Raw genomic sequence first — 18,247 nt, 5'->3', positions numbered from 1 at the left:
GAGCAGTTATTTCCCCTTAATCGTCACTTAACCCCCCTTTTCCTGCAAAATAAGTGGATCTGTGCAGCTATTTGCGATCCCGTTCGCTTGTTGTCCATAATAAGTGTCCGCCTGTCGTTAATTAGGACTGCTTCTCGCAAAGGCTCTAATCTTCCGGATCTTCACGCCCGTATTGGTCGAAAAAAATGCGCACCCTGTATGCAAATAAGCATACAGGGTGCGCATTTTCGAGCATCAAGAACCCCTCTTCTAGCGGAAAGAACCCCCGGCGGCGGCTTCGATATCCGCGAGTGCCCAGTGTCCCGCCGGCACGTCCGGCCAGCGCGAAGCGTCCGGCGCAGCCGGCAGGGTCCGGCCCAGGACCCGGTTGAACACGGCCGCGGCTTCGGCGCGGCTCAGGGCCCGGTCCGGCTCGAAGCGGCCGTCCGGCAGGCCGCGCAGATAGCCGGCCTGCCGCGCGCGGGCCAGATCGCCCGCGGCCCAGTGCCCGGCGGTATCGGAGAATTCCGCCGATTCAAGCCCGGCGCCGCCCGCCGCAGGCAGCGCCTTCCAGCGCGCCAGTACGGCGGCCATCTCGGCCCGGGTCACGGGCCGGTTCGGGCCGAAAGCGTCTGCGCCGGTGCCGCGCATCCAGCCGGACTCCGTCACGGCCCGAACCGCTTCCGCGGCCCAACTGTCGGCCGCCACGTCGGCGTAGCCGACGCCGGCACTCGCTGCCGCAAACGGCGCGCCCGCAGCGCCGGTCGCGCCTCCGAATGCGGATGCCCCCGCATTCGCGCTCGACGCGGCTGCCGGGCCGCCGCTCACCCGCAGCAGCATCGCGGCAAGTTCCGCCCGCGAGACCGCTTTGGCCGGACGGAACGTGCCGTCCGGATAGCCCTGCATGTACGGCTGCGCAGCCGCCGACGGCTCCCTGCCCGGCTGCGCAGGTACGCCGGGCTCATTGCCGGGCACCGCCGGCTGCGCCGGAACCGGCGTGACGACCGGCGAAGGCGGCAAGGTCGGCGTCGGATTCGCCGGTACGGCCGGCTGCGGCGCTTCCGGCACCGAAGGCGCCGGATCGGTCGGCGCACCGACGTCCGGCGAAGGCGTCGGCGTCTCCAGTTCGCGTGCGAACGTCAGGTAGAAATCGTCCAGCGTGCCCCACGCGCCGGCATTCGCATAGACGGAAGCTCCGACCGTGATGCGGCCGTCTTCGACGCGGATGCCGGAGATCTTCGGCTCGTTCCACTGCTGCCAGCCATTGACCGCGGCGGACGCTTCGCGTGTGTTCCCCCCGCTCGAAGCCAGCAGCTTCAGGTCGCCCTGCGTAAAGTCTCCGCCCTGGATCGACATGGACAGGTCGTAGTAGCCCGGCGCAAGCCCGCTGACCGTCTGCTCGACCCGGAAGTCCGTGCCTTCGGACGAATAGAAGTGCAGCGAATACCGGCCCGATTTGGCGTCGGATTCTTTGTTCGGATAAGCCGTATGCGGAATACGGCCTTCGCCGTACGCGATATGCCACATGCTGCGGTCCGCCTGCTCGAAGCTTCCGTTCGACAGCAGGTTCGCAAGCTTGATCTCAAGCACAGCCGACACCGGATGTCCCCCTTCCGCCGTGCCGCCGATGACGTAGCGGCCCGGTCCTTGTTGCGTAGCCGCATTCAGGGCGGCTTCGTCCCATGCGGCAGGCAGCGGACGGACGCTGCCGTCGTTGTAGACCGCTTCGACCGTCGCCGGCAGCGTGACCGGTTCGCCGGCATTGACCGACAAGCCGACCGGACGCACCACATCGACTTTGAGCGGAGCGACGGCTCCCGTGTCGACGTACTTGAACACGTTCAGCGAAGGCAGCGGCCGCCCGGCAAAATCGAACAGCGCCTGATTGTCGACCGCGCTGCCTCCGTACCAGACGCCGGCGTCGTGCGGATCGTATTCGGCCGCGTAGCTGGACGCCCAGCCGGAACCGTACCGCTCCCACAGCGCTTTGTTGCCCGCGAGATCGGCGGCCGGTCCGACCGGCAGCCAGGCCGGTTCCCAATAGAACACGCCGATGCCCGCTTCGCCGACCTGCGCGACCGCATCGATCACGCCGCGTACCGACGTCGCCTGTCCCTGCACGCTGATCGGATAATCGAGCGTCTGCCCCGATTCTTTTGGCGCCGTATTGCCGTGGCCGTCGCCGTCTTCCGCCGTGTAGGCGTACGACGTCTCGGCCACCATTACTTTTTTGCCGTACGTATCCGCGACCTGCTTGAGTACGGCGGTCAGATTGCCCAGCGACCCGTGCCAGAACGGATAATAGGAGCTGGCGAACACGTCGTAATCGACGTTATGCTTCGCCAATTCGGCCGCGTAATTCGTGTAGCGGCCCGACGATTCCGGATTGGTAAAATGCAGGGCGACAAGGATCGACGGATCGGTCTCGCGCACCGCGCGGCTGCCCTGGGCGAACATCCCGGCGATCGCCTTCCACTCTTTTTCCCCGACAAAAAAGCCGTTCGTCTCGTTGCCGATCTGCACCATGCCGACGTCGACGCCCGCGGCGCGCATCTGCTGCAGGCTATTTTTCGTATAAGCGTAGATCGCTTCGCCTTTTTGCTCCGGCGTGTAGCCGGCCCAGGCTTTCGGCGTCTGCTGCTTGGCCGGATCGGCCCAGAAGTCCGAATAGTGGAAATCGACCAGCACTTTCATGCCGTTTGCGGTCGCTCTGCGGCCGATGTCGATCGCCGTGGCGAGATCGTTGTCTCCGCCGCCGTAGCCTTGCCCGTCCGCCGTATACGGATCGTTCCAGACGCGCACCCGCACGTAATTGACGCCCGATTGGTGCAGCGTCGCGAACAGGTCCGTCGGCGTTCCCGCCGCATCGCGGAACACGACGCCGCTGCGCTCAAGCGCCGTTACGCTGGAGACGTCGACCCCTTTGATGAAGCCGCTGCCGAGCCCTTCGACCTTTTGCACGAAAATATCCGCCTGCACCGGCTGAACCGTATCCGCGCCGATCCGCGTCAGCCGCAGGTCGTCCAGATAACCCCACGCTTTGGCCTGCCCGGAGACGTAGACGCCCAGCCGCAGTTCGGACACCGGTTCGCCCAACGTGAATTCCAGCGACCGCTTGTTCCAGCCGTTATAGCCGGTCGTGACTTGTTCGGTGCCTGCTTCCGTGCCGGCGAACAGTCGCACCTGACCCGCTTCGGTGCCCGCGCCGCCCATCGACTGCGCGGTCAGCTCGTACCGGCCCGCCGGCAGATCGTACACGCTTTGGCTGACCGTGACGCTTCGCGTCGAGACGGCGGCGTCTTTGATCCAATATTTGAGCGCGTGCCCGCCTTCGCTTTTCGTGATCCACGAATCGGCCGCGTACCCAAAACGGCTCACTTCCGCCTGATCCCAATCGTCTGTCGCGACGTTCCACGAACGATCGGCCCAGAAGTCGGTCTCGAATCCTCCGTTCACGATCTGCGGTGCGGCCGCCGAAGCGGCAGGCTCGGCCGAAGCCTGTCCGGCTGCCGTCGGCAGCGTACCGAGCAGCGTGACCAACGCCAGCATGAGCGGCCATACCCGTCTTTTTCTGTTCATTGCGATCGATCCCCTCTCTTCTTATGAAGCGGTTACATTTTGACTGTGCTCAATATAACAATCGCCGAACGCCAGAGATACGGGATTATTGCAACATTTCGTGTGTTTCGGAAAGGGATTGTCATCGTTCGCCAGGCGGGCGGTCCGAAATTTGAAGCGAGCGTTCGAATCCGTTTAAAATAAAGCCGAAGCACGTATCGAATCCGTAACGAACAGGAGGCTTCGTCCATGAAAGTCACGCTTCGCATGATCGATCGGCAGCTGCGGCTCAAAGGTCTCTTCATGAAAACTCTCACGCAAAAATCGACCGAAGCGAAGTATATCGCTTCGGCCAAAAGCGCCGGCAAAGCGCTGCAAGGACGCAAAGGCAAAAATATCGACGGGCTTCGCTGCGACGAAAGGTGGATTCCGGCGCGCGGCGGCCGGCAGATTCGCGTCCGCATCTACCGTCCGCGACGCGAAGTCTCGCAGGTGCCCGGCATCTTGTGGCTGCACGGCGGCGGCTATTCGCTCGGCCTGCCCGAACTGAACGCCGACATGTACAAGAACCTGATCGGCACGCGGGACTGCGTGATCGTCGCGCCGGATTACCGGCTGTCGGTCGAAGCGCCTTATCCGGCGGCGCTGCATGACAGCTACGACGCGCTGCTCTGGATGAAAGAGCACGCCGCGGAACTTGGCATCCGTACCGACCAGCTCATGGTCGGCGGAGAAAGCGCCGGCGGCGGATTGAGCGCGGCGCTGGCGCTGTACGCCCGCGATCTGAACGAAGTGAAGCTGGCGTTCCAGATGCCGCTCTACCCGATGATCGACGATCGGATGCAGGGCGAATCTGCGCAGGGCAACAACGCCCCGATCTGGGATTCCAATTCCAACGGATGGGCCTGGCAGTTGTATCTGGGCGAGCTGCACGGCCGCGAAGACGTTCCGCCCTATGCCGCCGCGGCCCGGGCGACCGACTACTGCGGCCTGCCTCCGGCCGTCACGTTCGTCGGCGAGCTGGAGCCGTTCCGCGACGAGACGGTCGCCTACGTCGAGAACCTGCGCGCCGCCGGCGTGCCGGTACGGTTCGAGCGGTACGCCGGCTGTTATCATGCGTTCGACATGATATGCCCCCGAGCGGACGTCAGCCGCCGGGCGACGGCTTTCCTGATGCAGGCATTCGGGGAAGCCGCGGATCGGTATTTCGCGGCGCAGCCGGAGGAGACGCGCGCGGACTAAGCGAGCGGCGGCGGCAAAGCGGAGAAAAGCACGCTTGCGCTTAGGCGGCAAAAAGCCGCTTTTCCTGCCAGACGAACCTTTTTCCGTTAAAAGGTCCGATTCGCCGGGCGTGCCTCTGCTCCGTCTGCCTCTGCTCGCCCTGCCGCCTGAAGCCGCCCCGACCGCACGACAAAAAGCCTCCGATCCCCATAGGGATCGAAGGCTTTATCCGCTTGGCGCTGCGGCCCACATCGTGCTGGCCGACTTCTCGGCCGGGCCAGAGAGGCGGGTCCGGACAGATCGGTCCAGAAGCCCGGTATACGCTCGCCTAGCGCCGGACCGCCGCGATCTTCTCAAGCTTCAGCGCGTCCGCCGTCGTATCGAACAACTCCTGGAACAGCTCCGGGTGGTCCGACAGGCGCTTGCCGTAAGACGGGATCATCTCTTTGATCTTCGGCTCCCACTGCGGCATCTGCTGCGGGAAGCAGCGCTGCATCAGCTCAAGCATGACGTGCACCGCGGTCGAAGCGCCCGGCGAAGCGCCGAGCAGCGCGGCGACGGAACCGTCGGCGGCGCTGACCACTTCTGTGCCGAACTGCAGCGTGCCTTTGCCCTGAGGCGTGTCCTTGATGACCTGCACGCGCTGGCCGGCCGTGACGACTTCCCAATCTTCGTCCTTCACGTCCGGAATAAACTCGCGCAGTTCGCTGATCCGCTGGGCGTTCGAGAGCATGACCTGCTGGACGAGGTACTTGGTCAGGCCCATTTCCTTGGCGCCGGCCGCGAGCATCGTGAACAGATTGCTCGGCTTGACCGAACCGATCAGGTCCATGTTCGAGCCGGTCTTCAGGAACTTGGGCGTAAAGCCCGCGAACGGACCGAACAGCAGCGCTTTTTTGCCGTCGATGTAGCGCGTATCCAGATGGGGAACCGACATCGGCGGTGCGCCCAGCTTGGCTTTGCCGTACACTTTCGCATGATGCTTCTCGGCGACTTCCGGTTTTTTGCACACCATGAACAGGCCGCTGACCGGGAAACCGCCGATATGCCGCGATTCCGGAATGCCCGTTTTTTGCAGCAAAGGCAGACTGCCTCCGCCCGCCCCGATAAAGACGAACTTGGCATGATGCCGCTCGACCCTATTGTTGTCCAGGTTCTGCACTTTGACGATCCAGCCGCCGTCCGGCGCGCGCTTGATATCCTTGATGCTGTGACGGTAATTCACCTCGACGCCCTTCGTCTTGAGGTGATCGAACAGCAGCCGCGTCAGCGCGCCGAAATTAACGTCCGTACCGGAGTCGATCTTGGTCGCCGCTACCGGCTCTTTCTCGTCGCGGCCCTGCATCATGAGCGGAATCCACTCTTTGAGCCGGCTTTTGTCTTCCGAATATTCCATGCCCTGGAACAGCGGATTTTGTGATAGCGCTTTAAATCGCTTATTGAGGAAATCGACGTCTTTCTCGCCGGTCACCCAGCTCATGTGCGGAATCGGGCGGATGAATTGGTCCGGATTCGAGATCAGGCCGCGCCGGACGAGGTCCGCCCAGAATTGCCGCGACAGCTGAAACTGCTCGTTGATATTGACGGCCTTGCTGATATCGATCGAACCGTCCGCTTTTTCCGTCGTATAATTGAGTTCGCACAGGGCCGCATGGCCCGTACCCGCGTTATTCCACTCGTTGGAACTTTCTTCTCCGGCGCTTGCCAGCTTCTCGAATGTTTTGATTTCCCATTCCGGCGCCAGTTCTTTCAGCAAGGTTCCGAGCGTCGCGCTCATGACTCCGGCCCCGATTAAGATCACGTCTGTTTTTTTGAGTACGCTGCTCATAACAAAACCTGCCTTATCCCGTATATTTGCAAAAAGTAAGGCTCCACTCCGGAACTATCGACCCTTCTATGTCTATATCGTGTCTACTTTTACTATAAACCAAAATCCATGCAATTCCTATTTCCTTTTCGTTTCGCGCGTGCTTTCGCGTGCTTTGTTGAAACCCTTTGCGCTTTTTCGCGTAGCTAGACGATACCGTTTAAATTCAAAGGAGAATGATCGATTTTGATGAAATACAAGCGTTCCCTGATTCGTTTCGTGCTCGCCGCGATCATGTTCGTCACCGGCATCCTGATGCTGGACAATCTCGTCGCCGGCATCTTCGTCCTGTTCGTGGGCGTATACGCGCTCGTCAGCGGCATTTTGTGGCTGCGGGTGGAACGTCGGCCGCCGGGCACCGAGCCCGCCAACGTCAAGCCGGGCACGCGCCGCGGCAAATAATCGGACGCAAGGATCGATTTTGATGGAAAAGAAACTTTATAAAAAAAGAAAACCGGACGCAGCGCAGCGGATCTCCCGCCGTGCCGCGTCCGGTTTTGCGTATGGGCTTGGGCGGCCGCTGCCGTCTGCCGCGGATCGAACGCGGCGGACGATAGATGCGCACCGCTGCGCTCAGCCCACGACCCGGAAGGTGTCTCCCGTATCTTCCATCTCGTAAAGATAGCCGCGCGATTCCGGCATGCTGAACGGACGATGCAGGATCAGCAGCAAGCGGCCGTCGAACGCGCGGAACAGCATGCCGTGTCCGCTGTCGCCTCTGACGAGCGGATCAAGCTGCTCCCACGGGCCTTCGAGGCGGCCGCTCGTCGAGCGCGCGATCGTCTGCACGTATCTGCCCTGCTCGTAGCTCGACCAGAGCATGACGAGGCTGCCGTTCGACGTCCGGTAGAGCTGGCAGCCGTCGGTCACGTAGACGGCGGCTTCGCCGGCGGAGGCCTCCGGGGCACGCGCGGTATCCGCCGCGGGCGCCGAGCCAAGCCACGGCGCGGACGAAGCCCGCAGCAGCAAGATCGGCTCGCCGGCGGCGGACGACAGATCTTCCGTCAGCCGCGCCGCTTCGATCGTGCCGTCCAACGTCTGAATCCATTCGTGGCAGTAGACCATCCACGGCGCGCCGGCTTCGTCGACGTACAGCGTGCCGTCGAGCGTCATCCGCTCGAACGGTACTACCGGCGAGTCCGGCTTCAGCAGCTCGAACGGCCCTTCGGGCGTATCGCTCACCGCGGTCGCCGTACCCCGCCAATGCTTGGCGTAGCCCTGCACCGGCTCGCCTTCAAGCGGGCGTTCCTCGTTGTGCAGCGTCACGAACAGATAATACTTGCCGCCGTATTCATGTACTTCCGGCGCCCAGGCGCCGTGCTGCGGATGGGCCCAGACGCTGTCCGGAACGGCGAATACGGCGTACGGCCCTTCCCATTCGTCCAGATCCGTGCTTTTGTACACCAACACCCCGTGGCGATCCACGCCGTTCAGCGTCGGCGACGCTCCGCTGTACAGATAGTAGGTTCCGCTGCGGAAATCGGCGAGCACGAACGGATCATGGACAGGCATATCGGACAGGCGATGGCCTGTTCGCGGATGCCGGATATCGGAAGCTTCATTGTAGGCAGGCGGGACGGACATGGAATCAGCTCCTTTTGAATACGGTTACATGCTGATTCCACTATAACGGCGCCTGTTCCCGGAACGCAAGCCCGTTCAGTCTGCCGGGCTGCCCGGCTTAAGCATCCGGGCCGATCAACCGCTCCGTCAGATCGACGAATCCGCCGCCCGGCGCCGGATCGCGCAGCGCTTCGAGCACGACCTGCGCGTTGTAGCCGTCGCGGAAATCGTACGCGGTGCCCGGTTCGCCGCGCAGCAGGCGCAGCACCTGCTTGAAGATCGGCAGTTCGCCGTCTTCTTCCGGCACTTCGACGGGCTGCGGCTCCTCGCCGGCCGCGCCGGCGTACAGGCTGCCCCAGTTCTCCAGCGCCACGGTGCCGCCGGAACCCTGCACGACGAGCGATACGCGCTCTTCGCCGTGTCGGCGGTCCGTGCCGGACAGATGAATCTCCGCGCCGCTCTGCAGCCGCAGCACGGCACGGGTCACGCTCTCGCTCAGCCCCGGGTCCGCCGGGAACTCCACGTCGCTGCGCACGGCGACGATCGGGCCGAACGCCTGCTGGATCATCTGGATCCAGTGGATGCCCACTTCGAGCAGGTAGCCGCCTTCGCGCCGCGTCGCGATCCAGTCGTTCTGCTGCCACGCGCGCGGCCACTGCGGAAATTCCAGGTACAGGTCGATCCGCCGGATCTCCCCGGCATCGCCGCGTTCCAGGCGCCGCCGGAATTCCAGCACCGCCGCCTCCAGTGGGAACGAGAAATGGACCACGTTCAGCAGGCCGTCCGCCTGCCGCGCGAGTTCCAGCATCTGTTTCGCTTCTTCGAGACTGTTCGCGAGCGGCTTTTCGCAGAAGACGTGAATGCCCCGCGCAAAAGCCTCCCGAGCCACTTCGTCATGCATGGACGGCGGCACCGCGATATAGACCAGATCCGGTTCGTTCTGCTCAAACAGTTCGCGGTAATCCGTATGCAGGTTCAGGCCGCCGCCCGCCGCTTCGCTCTCGCGCCGCAGGCTGTCCGCGCTGCTGTCGCACAGCGCGATTAATTGTACCTGCTCCGCATACTGCGGAACGAGGCGGTGAACCATATTGCAGCCCATATTGCCGAGGCCGATCACGGCCAGTCTGATTTTTGCCATGCGCTTATGAATCCTCCTTGTTCGTTCGCGGCTCTTCCCTGATCGCGCTCTATGGATAGAGCGTCAGGATCAGGCCGCCTTTGTTGTCGCCCGACAGCGCGTATTCGCGCCCTTCGGGCACGCGCAGCTGCGGAATCTCGCCGGAATCGTAGTATCGAATCTCGTACGAACGGCCGTCCACCGTAGTCGAGACCGCTTTTTTGTCCCGCAGCAGCTCCACGTATTCTTCCAGCGCCAGATTGCTCCGCTTCATGATCAGGCTGTGCGGCAGACCGACGTACCGAAAATGCCACGGTTCGAACGAAATGCCGGTCACGTCGGTCTTGTCCGCCGGATAGCGCAGCACGAAGCCGTACCGGGCCGCGTTCTGCTCCAGCCATTTGCCTTCTTCGGCGTCGGCCATCCGGCCGCGCGTCGAGCCGATATCGAGCGCAAGCCCCATATTATGCTCGCTATAGCCGGCCGGCAGCGCGTAATCCGCCCCTTTTTCCTTGTACAGCCGGCTCTGCTCCGCCCGGTCGCGGTAGCCGCTGCTGATCATGAAGCGGTTCACGCCTTCCTGCGCCGCCGCTTCCGCCATGACGGCGAACTTCAGCGCCACCCCGCGCGACAAGCGGATATCGTTATCGAGCAGCACGGCTCCGCCCGTCAGTTCCGGACGGCCGCTTAGCTCGACCACGTCCGGCGCTTCGCTCTCCGGATGCATCGGATATTCGCCGTTCACGAGCAGCAGATCGCCTTCGTACAGCTGCTCCTCGCTCGCCAGCAGCTTCTCCCCGCTGCTTCGCAGCGCGATCTCCTGAATCAGTCCTTCCGCCGCGCCGTACCCGTCGTCCCCCCGCTGCATGCCTTTGACGATCGCAGCCGCAAGCAGCAGGGCGATGACCAAGACCAGAAACCCGCGCCTTTTCATGCCTGTGTCCTCCCTCTGTTTCTTTTCTGCTTTTAGCATAGAAGAGACAGCTTAAGAAAAAAGGCGGCAAAGTTTAAGTTTCTCTTAAATCGGTTTCGACTCGCGCAGGGCGGAAGCTTCTGCCGGCACGCCGCTGTCTGCCCTTGGCAGCCGCACCTCGAACGACGTCCGCACGACATCGCTGCTCGCGACGATGACCCCTTGATGGCGTTCCACGATATTTTTCGCGATAAACAGTCCCAGGCCCGTGCCTCCGCCCTGCTGATCCTGCACGCGCGCCCGGTCGCCGGTGTAGAACATCTCGAACAGATGCGGCAGATCGCTTTCGGGGATCGAATCGCCGTAATTGGTCACGCGCACGACGGCGTCGCCGCCTTCGATCCGGCAGTCGATATCGAGGTAGCGGCCGTCCCGGCCGTAGCGTGCGCCGTTGATGAGCAGATTCTCGAACACCCGCGCGAGCATTTCCCCGTCGCCCTGGATGCGTACGCCGGGATCGATCCCGAGCCGCGCCGTCAGCCCGTTCTGCTCGAATACCGGATACAGTTCTTCGTTCATCTGCACCAGCAGTTCCCCGAGATCCAGCTCCCGCGTGTCGAGCGTCAGCATGCCGTAATTCATGCGCGTGATCTCGAACAGCTCGTCGATCAACTTTTCCAGCCGCCGGGATTTGGTAAAAGCGATCGTGGTGTAGTGCTTGATCTGCTCCGGCGTCAGTTCTTCGTTGCGCAAAATGAAATCCAGATACCCGAGCACGGACGTCAGCGGGGTGCGCAGATCGTGGGCCAGGTTCAGTACGAGCTGGTCTTTGCTGCTCTCGGCGAAGTCGCCGCGTTCCACCGCTTTCTTCAACTTTTCGCCCGCCGCGTTCATGTCCGCCGCGATGCTGCCGAACTCGTCGCTCGACCGAATCTCCACGCGCCCTTCGAAATCGCCGTTGGCCAGCCGGTGGATACCGGTCGAAATCTCGCGAAAATAGCGGGAGTACGGCTTGGTCAGCCAGAAGAAGAACAAAATGGCCAGCGGCACGAAAAAGATCAGGAAAAAGTTCAAATCGCCGAAATCCCGGATGAACGTGCGGAACCGGCTGAGCGGATCGCCGAATTTGGCGTTCTCCACGTAGTACACCTGCAGCCCTTTGTAGATCGCGTACGTGACGCCGCCGGACAGCAGCATGCTCAAGCCGAGCAGCAGAATCATGCGGAAGCGGAAGCTGCTCGCCACTCTAGCCATTGAACGCGTACCCGACGCCCCAGACCGTTTTGATCCATTTGTTTTTGTCGTCGTCCTCTCCGAGCTTGCGGCGCAGCGTGCGGATATGGACCATCACGGTGTTGCCGCTCTCATAGTAATCGTCTTCCCACACGTGCCTGAAAATATTTTCCGCGCTGAACACTTTTTTCGGATGTCCGGCGAGCAGGTGGAGAATATCGAATTCCTTCGGCGTGAGTTCGACCACCCGGCCGTACACGGTCACTTCGCGCTGCTCGGGATCGATCGTCAGGCCGCCCGCTTCGAGCACGGCGCTGCGCTTCTCCGGCACGTTTAGCTGAGTGGACCGGCGCATCTGCGCATTGACCCGGGCGACCAGTTCCATCGGGTTGAACGGCTTGGTCATGTAATCGTCCGCGCCGATCACAAGTCCCGTGATTTTGTCCAGATCCGACGTCTTCGCGCTGAGAAAAATGATCGGCATCCGGTGCTGCTCGCCCCGAATCTGCCGCGTCACTTCGTATCCGTCCAGCTCCGGCATCATAATATCCAAAATGATCAGGTCGACCGGCTGCGATTGCACGAACCGCACCGCTTCGCGGCCGTCCGCCGCCGTAAGCGTGCGATATCCTTCTTTTTGCAAATGCAGCGCGACGAGGTCGGCAATCTCCCGCTCGTCGTCGGCGATCAGAATCGTGGCGCTTTTCATCGTGCGACCCCCTCCTTGTATGCAGACCTGTTTGGTTTCTATTTTACGCGGAAAAGAAAAAAGCGCCAATGAGGCGGTCGCACGTCAAAAAACCCGGTCCGCCCCGAGGGGCAAACCGGATCTTTCGCTTCATGTTACAGACTTTTGAACGTGCGCCACATGCCGTTTTCCTGCATGGACGGATGGGACAAATGCTTTTGCATGAAGGCCCGCATGTCGGCATTGTCGCCTTCGACGCAGAAAATGCCTTCGGTATACCGTTCGTCCGTCAGAAAACGCCGGAACGCTTCCGCCATCAGGGCGATGCCGCGTCCTTTGCGGCGGTACGTCTCATGCACGAACATCGAGGTAAACGTGAGCGTGCGCTCGTCGAACGGCTCCACGATCATCCAGCCGACGACCCGCTGACCGTCCCGAAGCAGCAGACTGCGTTCGCGGTCCACCTCTTCGGTATCGATCAGCGGCGACAGGATCGCCGGATACCAATCGCCTTCGCCGGAGCGAACGGCGGCATGCTGCTCCGGCGTCAACGCCGACCACGGTTCGACGGACAACCGGCTCGGCAGCGGCATGCGCCGGATCCACGGCAGATCGCTGAAAATGTTCAGCGGTCCGTTCCAGACCGCCACGCCAAGTATCGGCGGAGCAAATCCGGCCGCTTGCAGGAACGAGCCGACATCGCCCGGATCGTTGTCGCCGGCCATGTACTCCACAGCCAGAAAACGGATTCCGTTCGCCGCCAGCAGATTGCCGAGCCCCGCCAGCAGATGCCGGCCGATCCCGCTGCGCCGGACCTCTTCCGCCACCACAAGCGAGACGACGTGCGCCGTCTCGTCTCCGGCGGCGCGGCGGACGATGACCAGACCGAGCGGCCGTTCCCCGTCCGCCGCGCCGACTGCCAGGCAGTCATGCGCAAGCGCGGGCACGAGCGCCTTCGCTTCGGGAAGCACGAACTTCGTCCAGCTCTCCGGCAGAGTGCCTTGAAAAGCCTGCAGCTTCATGGGTTAAGGCGCGATCGGGAGCGGAGGACCGGCGTTTATGGTGACGGTCGAATTGACGGCCGCGTTGTCTCCATAGTCTTTGAAGTTTTGCAGCTCGGCGCGGAACTTGCTGCCCGGCTTCATGTCCGGATGGCTGCTTACCCACGCATCGCTCAACTCGATCACCACGGTTTTGCCAAAAGCATAGGTTTTTTTTATGTCGCTGCTATAGGTAAGCACTACCGTATCGCTGCTATCGGAAAAGCCGGAAGCGGAATAAGCCAGATACGGAACCTCGGCCGTGTAACTCGCAACCTTTTCGGTGCTGGTAAAGGTCAATTTTCCGTTTGCGTACGTGCCGCCCGTCCATGTCGGCGCGACACGGTCGACCTTGACCGGCACTTTCACGTCCGAAATTTCGGTGCTGCCGTTCATCAGATTGAATTCGATCACGGCCGTCGTGTCGTCCTGCAGGTTGTTCTGCTTGACGAATGCTCCGCTGCCGTCGCGGGTTATGTTCAGTTCGGGAGACGTCGACGAGAGCGTAATCGATCTGCCGGTGTCTCTCTGACCTTGCGGCGTTTGGGCGTAGATCCTGAACGTTTGGGTACCCGAATCGTACTTGATGATCTCTTTCTCGCTGCCGCTTGTCACTTTGATATAATTCAAAATGCTGCGTTTGCCATACTCGTAACTCGTTTCCCCCTCTGTCAGCGCGCTGGCGTTTATTTTCACTTGATCTGACGGCTTGGTATTATTGAGAATAAAGTCCGCGTCCGGCTGCAGCGTAATCGTGAGCTCCGGCGTTATGGACTGCCCGAACTTCACGATCGCCTGCGCCAATTCGGCGGCAGCCGCATCGACTGCGGACTGTTTGGCGTTGGAAGTGCCGCGAACCCCCTGCGCTTTTTGCAGCGCCAGATTCAGTTCAAGCTCCGCGCCGGGCTTGATGTTGCCCGGCACATAGCCCACGGTTGCGGTACCCAGAGCCGAGTAGCCGCTATCGATTTGGACAATCAGGCCGCTGAAATCGGCCGTAACGATCGCATCCCGGGCGGCTTGAACTTTCAGGTCCAGTTCCGACACGGCCGCGTCGACTTCTGTCTGGTCGGCGGAATCCTTGTTGTAGACGGAAGAGGCCGAAGCGATCGCGGCTTCCAGGTTCAGATACTCGGATTCGGCGATCTGTCCCTGAGCCGTTCCGATTTTAAGGCTGTTGAACAGAAGCGTCGCTTCATCCAATTTCGCGGACAAAATCTGTTTGTTGACGGCGGCGGATTCCTGCGCTTTGACGATAAAGTCGAAATTTTTGGAAGTAACGGCGCTGCCTTTGGTCAGCGTCGCCGTCAAGGTCACCGGCGTATCGCCGGAGCCGTACACGGCGCGGGTCACCGTTCCGTTGGAAGACAACGTCTCTTCTTTGTTCGACATCCAGGAGACCATCGAACCCTGCGCGCCCGTAAGCGGCAGCAGGATCGACTGCGTCACCCGGTCCGCGGTATCGCCGTTCAGGTAGCCGATCGCGAGGTTGGCCGAATCCTGTTCGACCGCAAGCTTGTTCGAATCGACCGGAGGGGTGACCGGGGGCGTGACCGGAACGGAAGGCGTCGGCGCGGCGTCCGAGACGGCAGGCGTCAGCGCGACCGGCGGAGCGACGACCGGCGGCGTCAGCGGCAGATTGACGCCGGCCGTCGATACGGCCTGCTTGATCTGCGTGCTGACCTGCGCCAGGTTCGCGATGACCGAGCCCGGCGCGACGTTAACCGGAAGGACGATTTGATTGATCCGCACGTTCGAGCCGATCGTGACTTTGACGGCCGGGTTCGAGATTCGAACTTCTTCGAACGCCGCGGTGCCCGTCAAATCGAGGGCGCCGGCGTTATCGACTTGAAGCTTGCCTACGTTGGCGTTCAGTTCGATATGCGCCGCCGCTTTTTGCAGCTTGACGTTCGGGATCGAAGATCCGTTCACGGCGATCTGGTCGCCCGACAGCGCAAGCGTCGCGGAAGACGGCAGGCCCGAAGCGTTCAGCTTCAATTTTTGCGAGTTCGTGCCGGAAGCGACGATCTCCAGCTCGCTGATGTCGCTGACGCTGTGGCGGGCCGATTTGAACTTGAGCACGGCACCTTCAAGCGCCTGGGCGTTACCGCCGTTCAGCAGAAGCTGCTTCAGCGATTCCGTTACGAGCAGCGGTTGATTGTTGATCATGATCGTGTCGCCGTCCACGGAAGTAACGGTAGCGGTCACTTCTTTGGCCGGGAAAATGTCGACCAGAAGCGGCGCGATGTCTGCACGCGTCACGCTCCCTTTGAGGTTGGCGCCGGCGAACTGCGCGTCGAACAGGCCGAGCCGCAGGGCCGACTCCACCGAGCCTTGCGCCCAACGGCTCACCGGGCCGATGCTGCCGGCGTCAACCGCCAGTCCGCCGCGGGTGTTCTGTCCTTCGATCGCGCGCACCAAGACCGAAGCGAGCTCTTCGTTCGATACGGGAGCCTGCGGCCGGAAGTTCGCGCCGCTGCCCGTCATCAGTCCCGCCGCGCGGGCCGCTTCGATATAAGGCGCTCCCCAACTGGAAGATTTGATATCTCCGAACGAAGAGACATTCGAGGCAGGGAGAGGAAGATCCAACGATTTGACGAGCAGAATCGCGAACTCTTGGCGCGTCAGCACCTGATCGGGTCGGTATTCGTTGTTCGGGAAGCCCGTAATCAATCCGAGGCGGGCCGCTTCGCGTACCGCTTCCGCTTTCTCGGGCGACAACCCCGCAAGATCCGTAAACGCGGTATCCGAACCCGGGGCTGCCGGCGTGGCGGCCGATGCGTGATTCACTCCTGCTGCTGCCGTCAAAACGGCACTTGCGACCAGCCATACTTTCCAATTAATCTCCATTAACAAGTCTCCTCTAGGTGGGTTGGGATATCGTACACTTTAACATCGACAAAACGTGGGCAAGCTTGAAGCCTCGCCGTTTAAGGCTGCGAAGGGTTTGAACCGGAAGAAGCCGCATCAAAGTCGAACGTCTGGATATCGGCTTCATTGTAAGCGTAGTCGGTGATATCGTTCAGGATCACGCGGAATTTACTGCCCGCCGGTCGGTTCAGTTTTTTCAACTCAGGGTTCAGCAAGAACGTAAGCTGATTGCCGTTGATGACGGGGATCGCGCTGGTGCGCACGATATCTCCATCTTCAAAGGTTCCTTTTGGTGAGTACTGGAAATCTATTCTTGCGGATTTGGTGCCACCGGTCTGTCCGTAATTCGAGTTCGGAGCGGACACGCGTTCGCTGCTGGTCAGCGTAAACTGCGTCGTACTCGGATCGTATACGGTACTCGTCCATACCGGTTTGTCATGATCGACCGTAACGGGAAGTTTCACGTCGGAAATCTCGCGGCCTTCTTTGATCAGATTGATCTCGATTTCCGCCTTCGTGTTGTCCGACAGATTGATTTGCGAGATCTGAGCCCCTTTGGACGCTGCGATGATCCGCAGCTCCGGAGAAACGCTGGTGACCGTCAATGTGCGGCCGGTATATTTTTGGAAATTGGAGTCATCGTATATTTTGAAATTTCCCAGCTGCGCATCGTATTTAAGGAACTGCTCCTGATCGCCTTTTTTTACCCGTACCAGATCCAAAATGTTTCTTTTGGTGTATTGGTATGTCTTATCGTAGTTTTTGCCTTCCAGATCGGAAATATGCACTTTTTCACTGGTAACATTGTTCAAGACGAACTCTGCGTTCGGCGCGAGCGAGATCGTCAGCTCCGGCACTCGGGACTGTTCGAATGCCGCCAAAGCCAGAGTCAGCGAGTCGATCGCGGCCGTGATCTGCGTCGCGGTAGAAGCCGGTTCATCGCTCACTTCGATCGCAGCCAGCCTCGCATAAGTCAAAGCATTCACTCCCGGAACTGTTGCGTTCCACGGCTCGGTGCCGATCACCGCATACTGCACCATCAGCTCTGCTTCGCGGATTTTCAATCTCAGGAATTCAATATCGGTCAGCGCGATCGAATCTTTCAGCGCCTGGATTTTCCCGCCCAATTCCGCGATACGGTTGTTGATCGTTTGCTGCGAAACGGTCTCGTCGCTGTAGGTTGCTTGGGCTGCTTGGAGCGCTGTGCCCAATTCCTGATAAGGAACTGGTGCGACTTGTCCCTGGCGTATACCGACCTTCAGATCGCTCAGCAGGAATGCCGCTTCGTCGATTCTGCCCGACAGCGCCTTTTTGTCGACAACGATCTTGGACCCATTGAATGTATCCATCGCCTGCGACAAAGCGATTCGGGCCGCGATCATCGCCTGCTTGCCCGAATTCGAATCGCTTATCACGCCCTGCGCACTCGTCAGGGAGAGCTGGAACGCCTGCTTCGCTTCTTCCGGGACGCTGCCATTTCTGTCGCCTACCGGGGTATTGAACAACAGCGCCTGCGCGTCGTAAATCTTCTGCAGCAGCAGCTGCGTGCTTACGCCGTCAACCACTTGCTCGAAGTCGGTAATCGCCGACCCCAGCACGACTTCCGCCAGATTGATTTCGTCCTGCGAGGCAAATCGATTGTCGATCACCTGCTCGGCATTTCGAATAGACGAAGCAAACGCGACAGAGACATTTTCGGGCGCTTGGCCGTCATCGCTGCCTACCGGCGTAATCTCTAGCACAAGCCNTAACCGGGAATTCCGCCGCTTTCACCGTCAACGTAAAGTCGCGCGATTGCGTCACGTTTCCTTTGATCAGCGTCGCCGCCAGTGTGACGACCGAATCGCCGGAACCGTACACCGCGCGGGTCACCGTCCCGTTCGAAGACAAAAGGCTTTCGTTGTCGGATATCCAGGAAATGGCGGAACCCTGCTCGCCCATACGAGACAGTTGAACTGAACTCGTTACGGAGTCCGCGTCGTCGCCTGCCTGGAACCCGATCGCCAAGCTTGCGCGATCCTGCTCGACGGCCAGTCGATTCGAATCGACTGGCGGCGTGACGATTACGGGATCGGAAGGTGTAGGCGTAGGAGCGGGAGCAGGGGTAGACAGCGGCGCGGCCGTTGGCGTCGGAACCGAAGGTTGAGCCGCTGCCGCTTGACCCGGCAGATTAACCGGAGTCCCCGAAGTCGTGACT

General features: G+C 61.0%; 13 protein-coding genes. 2 read left to right on the top strand and 11 right to left on the bottom strand.

Annotated features, from left to right (window positions below):
• Positions 1-249: 249 nt before the first annotated feature.
• A complete protein-coding gene (locus tag FTE24_RS03365; protein ID WP_150234259.1) occupies positions 250-3,558 on the bottom strand; it encodes a glycosyl hydrolase 53 family protein in 3,309 nt (1,102 codons plus the stop codon).
• A 228-nt stretch (positions 3,559-3,786) separates the two neighbouring features.
• Between FTE24_RS03365 and FTE24_RS03360 the strand changes: the two genes are divergently transcribed.
• Positions 3,787-4,779, top strand: a complete 993-nt coding sequence (locus FTE24_RS03360) for an alpha/beta hydrolase (RefSeq protein WP_150234261.1) — start codon at positions 3,787-3,789, stop codon at positions 4,777-4,779.
• 307 nt (positions 4,780-5,086) lie between these two features.
• On the opposite strand, the gene FTE24_RS03355 is transcribed toward FTE24_RS03360, so the two are convergent.
• Positions 5,087-6,586, bottom strand: coding sequence for a malate:quinone oxidoreductase (locus FTE24_RS03355; protein ID WP_150234263.1), 1,500 nt, complete (start codon positions 6,584-6,586; stop codon positions 5,087-5,089).
• 225 nt (positions 6,587-6,811) lie between these two features.
• Here FTE24_RS03355 and FTE24_RS03350 point away from each other — a divergent pair, with 225 nt between their 5' ends.
• Positions 6,812-7,027: a hypothetical protein gene (locus tag FTE24_RS03350; RefSeq protein ID WP_150234265.1), complete on the top strand. Its 216-nt coding sequence runs from the start codon at positions 6,812-6,814 to the stop codon at positions 7,025-7,027.
• 171 nt (positions 7,028-7,198) lie between these two features.
• On the opposite strand, the gene FTE24_RS03345 is transcribed toward FTE24_RS03350, so the two are convergent.
• The 9 genes from FTE24_RS03345 to FTE24_RS23555 form a co-directional block, all read right to left on the bottom strand.
• Positions 7,199-8,209 carry a glycoside hydrolase family 43 protein gene (locus FTE24_RS03345; protein ID WP_150234267.1) on the bottom strand — a complete coding sequence of 337 codons (1,011 nt, stop codon included), beginning with the start codon at positions 8,207-8,209 and terminating at the stop codon, positions 7,199-7,201.
• 97 nt (positions 8,210-8,306) lie between these two features.
• The gene (locus tag FTE24_RS03340; RefSeq protein ID WP_150234269.1) at positions 8,307-9,326 is read right to left on the bottom strand and encodes a Gfo/Idh/MocA family protein; all 1,020 of its coding nucleotides are present in this window, start codon (positions 9,324-9,326) and stop codon (positions 8,307-8,309) included.
• Positions 9,327-9,375: 49 nt separating this feature from the next.
• Positions 9,376-10,239, bottom strand: coding sequence for a M15 family metallopeptidase (locus tag FTE24_RS03335; RefSeq protein ID WP_150234271.1), 864 nt, complete (start codon positions 10,237-10,239; stop codon positions 9,376-9,378).
• An 84-nt stretch (positions 10,240-10,323) separates the two neighbouring features.
• Positions 10,324-11,472 (bottom strand): sensor histidine kinase, encoded by a 1,149-nt coding sequence (locus FTE24_RS03330; protein ID WP_150234273.1) that lies wholly within the window; start codon positions 11,470-11,472, stop codon positions 10,324-10,326.
• Positions 11,465-12,160 (bottom strand): response regulator transcription factor, encoded by a 696-nt coding sequence (locus FTE24_RS03325; protein WP_150234275.1) that lies wholly within the window; start codon positions 12,158-12,160, stop codon positions 11,465-11,467. The genes FTE24_RS03330 and FTE24_RS03325 overlap by 8 nt, the downstream gene beginning before the upstream one ends.
• Positions 12,161-12,294: 134 nt before the next feature.
• Positions 12,295-13,161 (bottom strand): GNAT family N-acetyltransferase, encoded by an 867-nt coding sequence (locus FTE24_RS03320; RefSeq protein ID WP_150234277.1) that lies wholly within the window; start codon positions 13,159-13,161, stop codon positions 12,295-12,297.
• Between the two features lie 3 nt (positions 13,162-13,164).
• Entirely contained in the window at positions 13,165-16,029 is a 2,865-nt protein-coding gene (locus FTE24_RS03315; RefSeq protein ID WP_150234279.1) for an S-layer homology domain-containing protein, read from the bottom strand.
• 80 nt (positions 16,030-16,109) lie between these two features.
• Positions 16,110-17,792 carry a hypothetical protein gene (locus FTE24_RS03310; protein ID WP_160441632.1) on the bottom strand — a complete coding sequence of 561 codons (1,683 nt, stop codon included), beginning with the start codon at positions 17,790-17,792 and terminating at the stop codon, positions 16,110-16,112.
• The gene (locus FTE24_RS23555; protein WP_337190008.1) at positions 17,761-18,084 is read right to left on the bottom strand and encodes an immunoglobulin-like domain-containing protein; all 324 of its coding nucleotides are present in this window, start codon (positions 18,082-18,084) and stop codon (positions 17,761-17,763) included. Before FTE24_RS23555 ends, FTE24_RS03310 begins: the two co-directional genes overlap by 32 nt.
• Positions 18,085-18,247 lie beyond the last annotated feature (163 nt).

It is taken from the genome of Saccharibacillus sp. WB 17 (assembly GCF_008634075.2).
GTDB lineage: Bacteria > Bacillota > Bacilli > Paenibacillales > Paenibacillaceae > Saccharibacillus > Saccharibacillus brassicae.
This window is presented reverse-complemented; position numbering and strand designations above follow the sequence as displayed.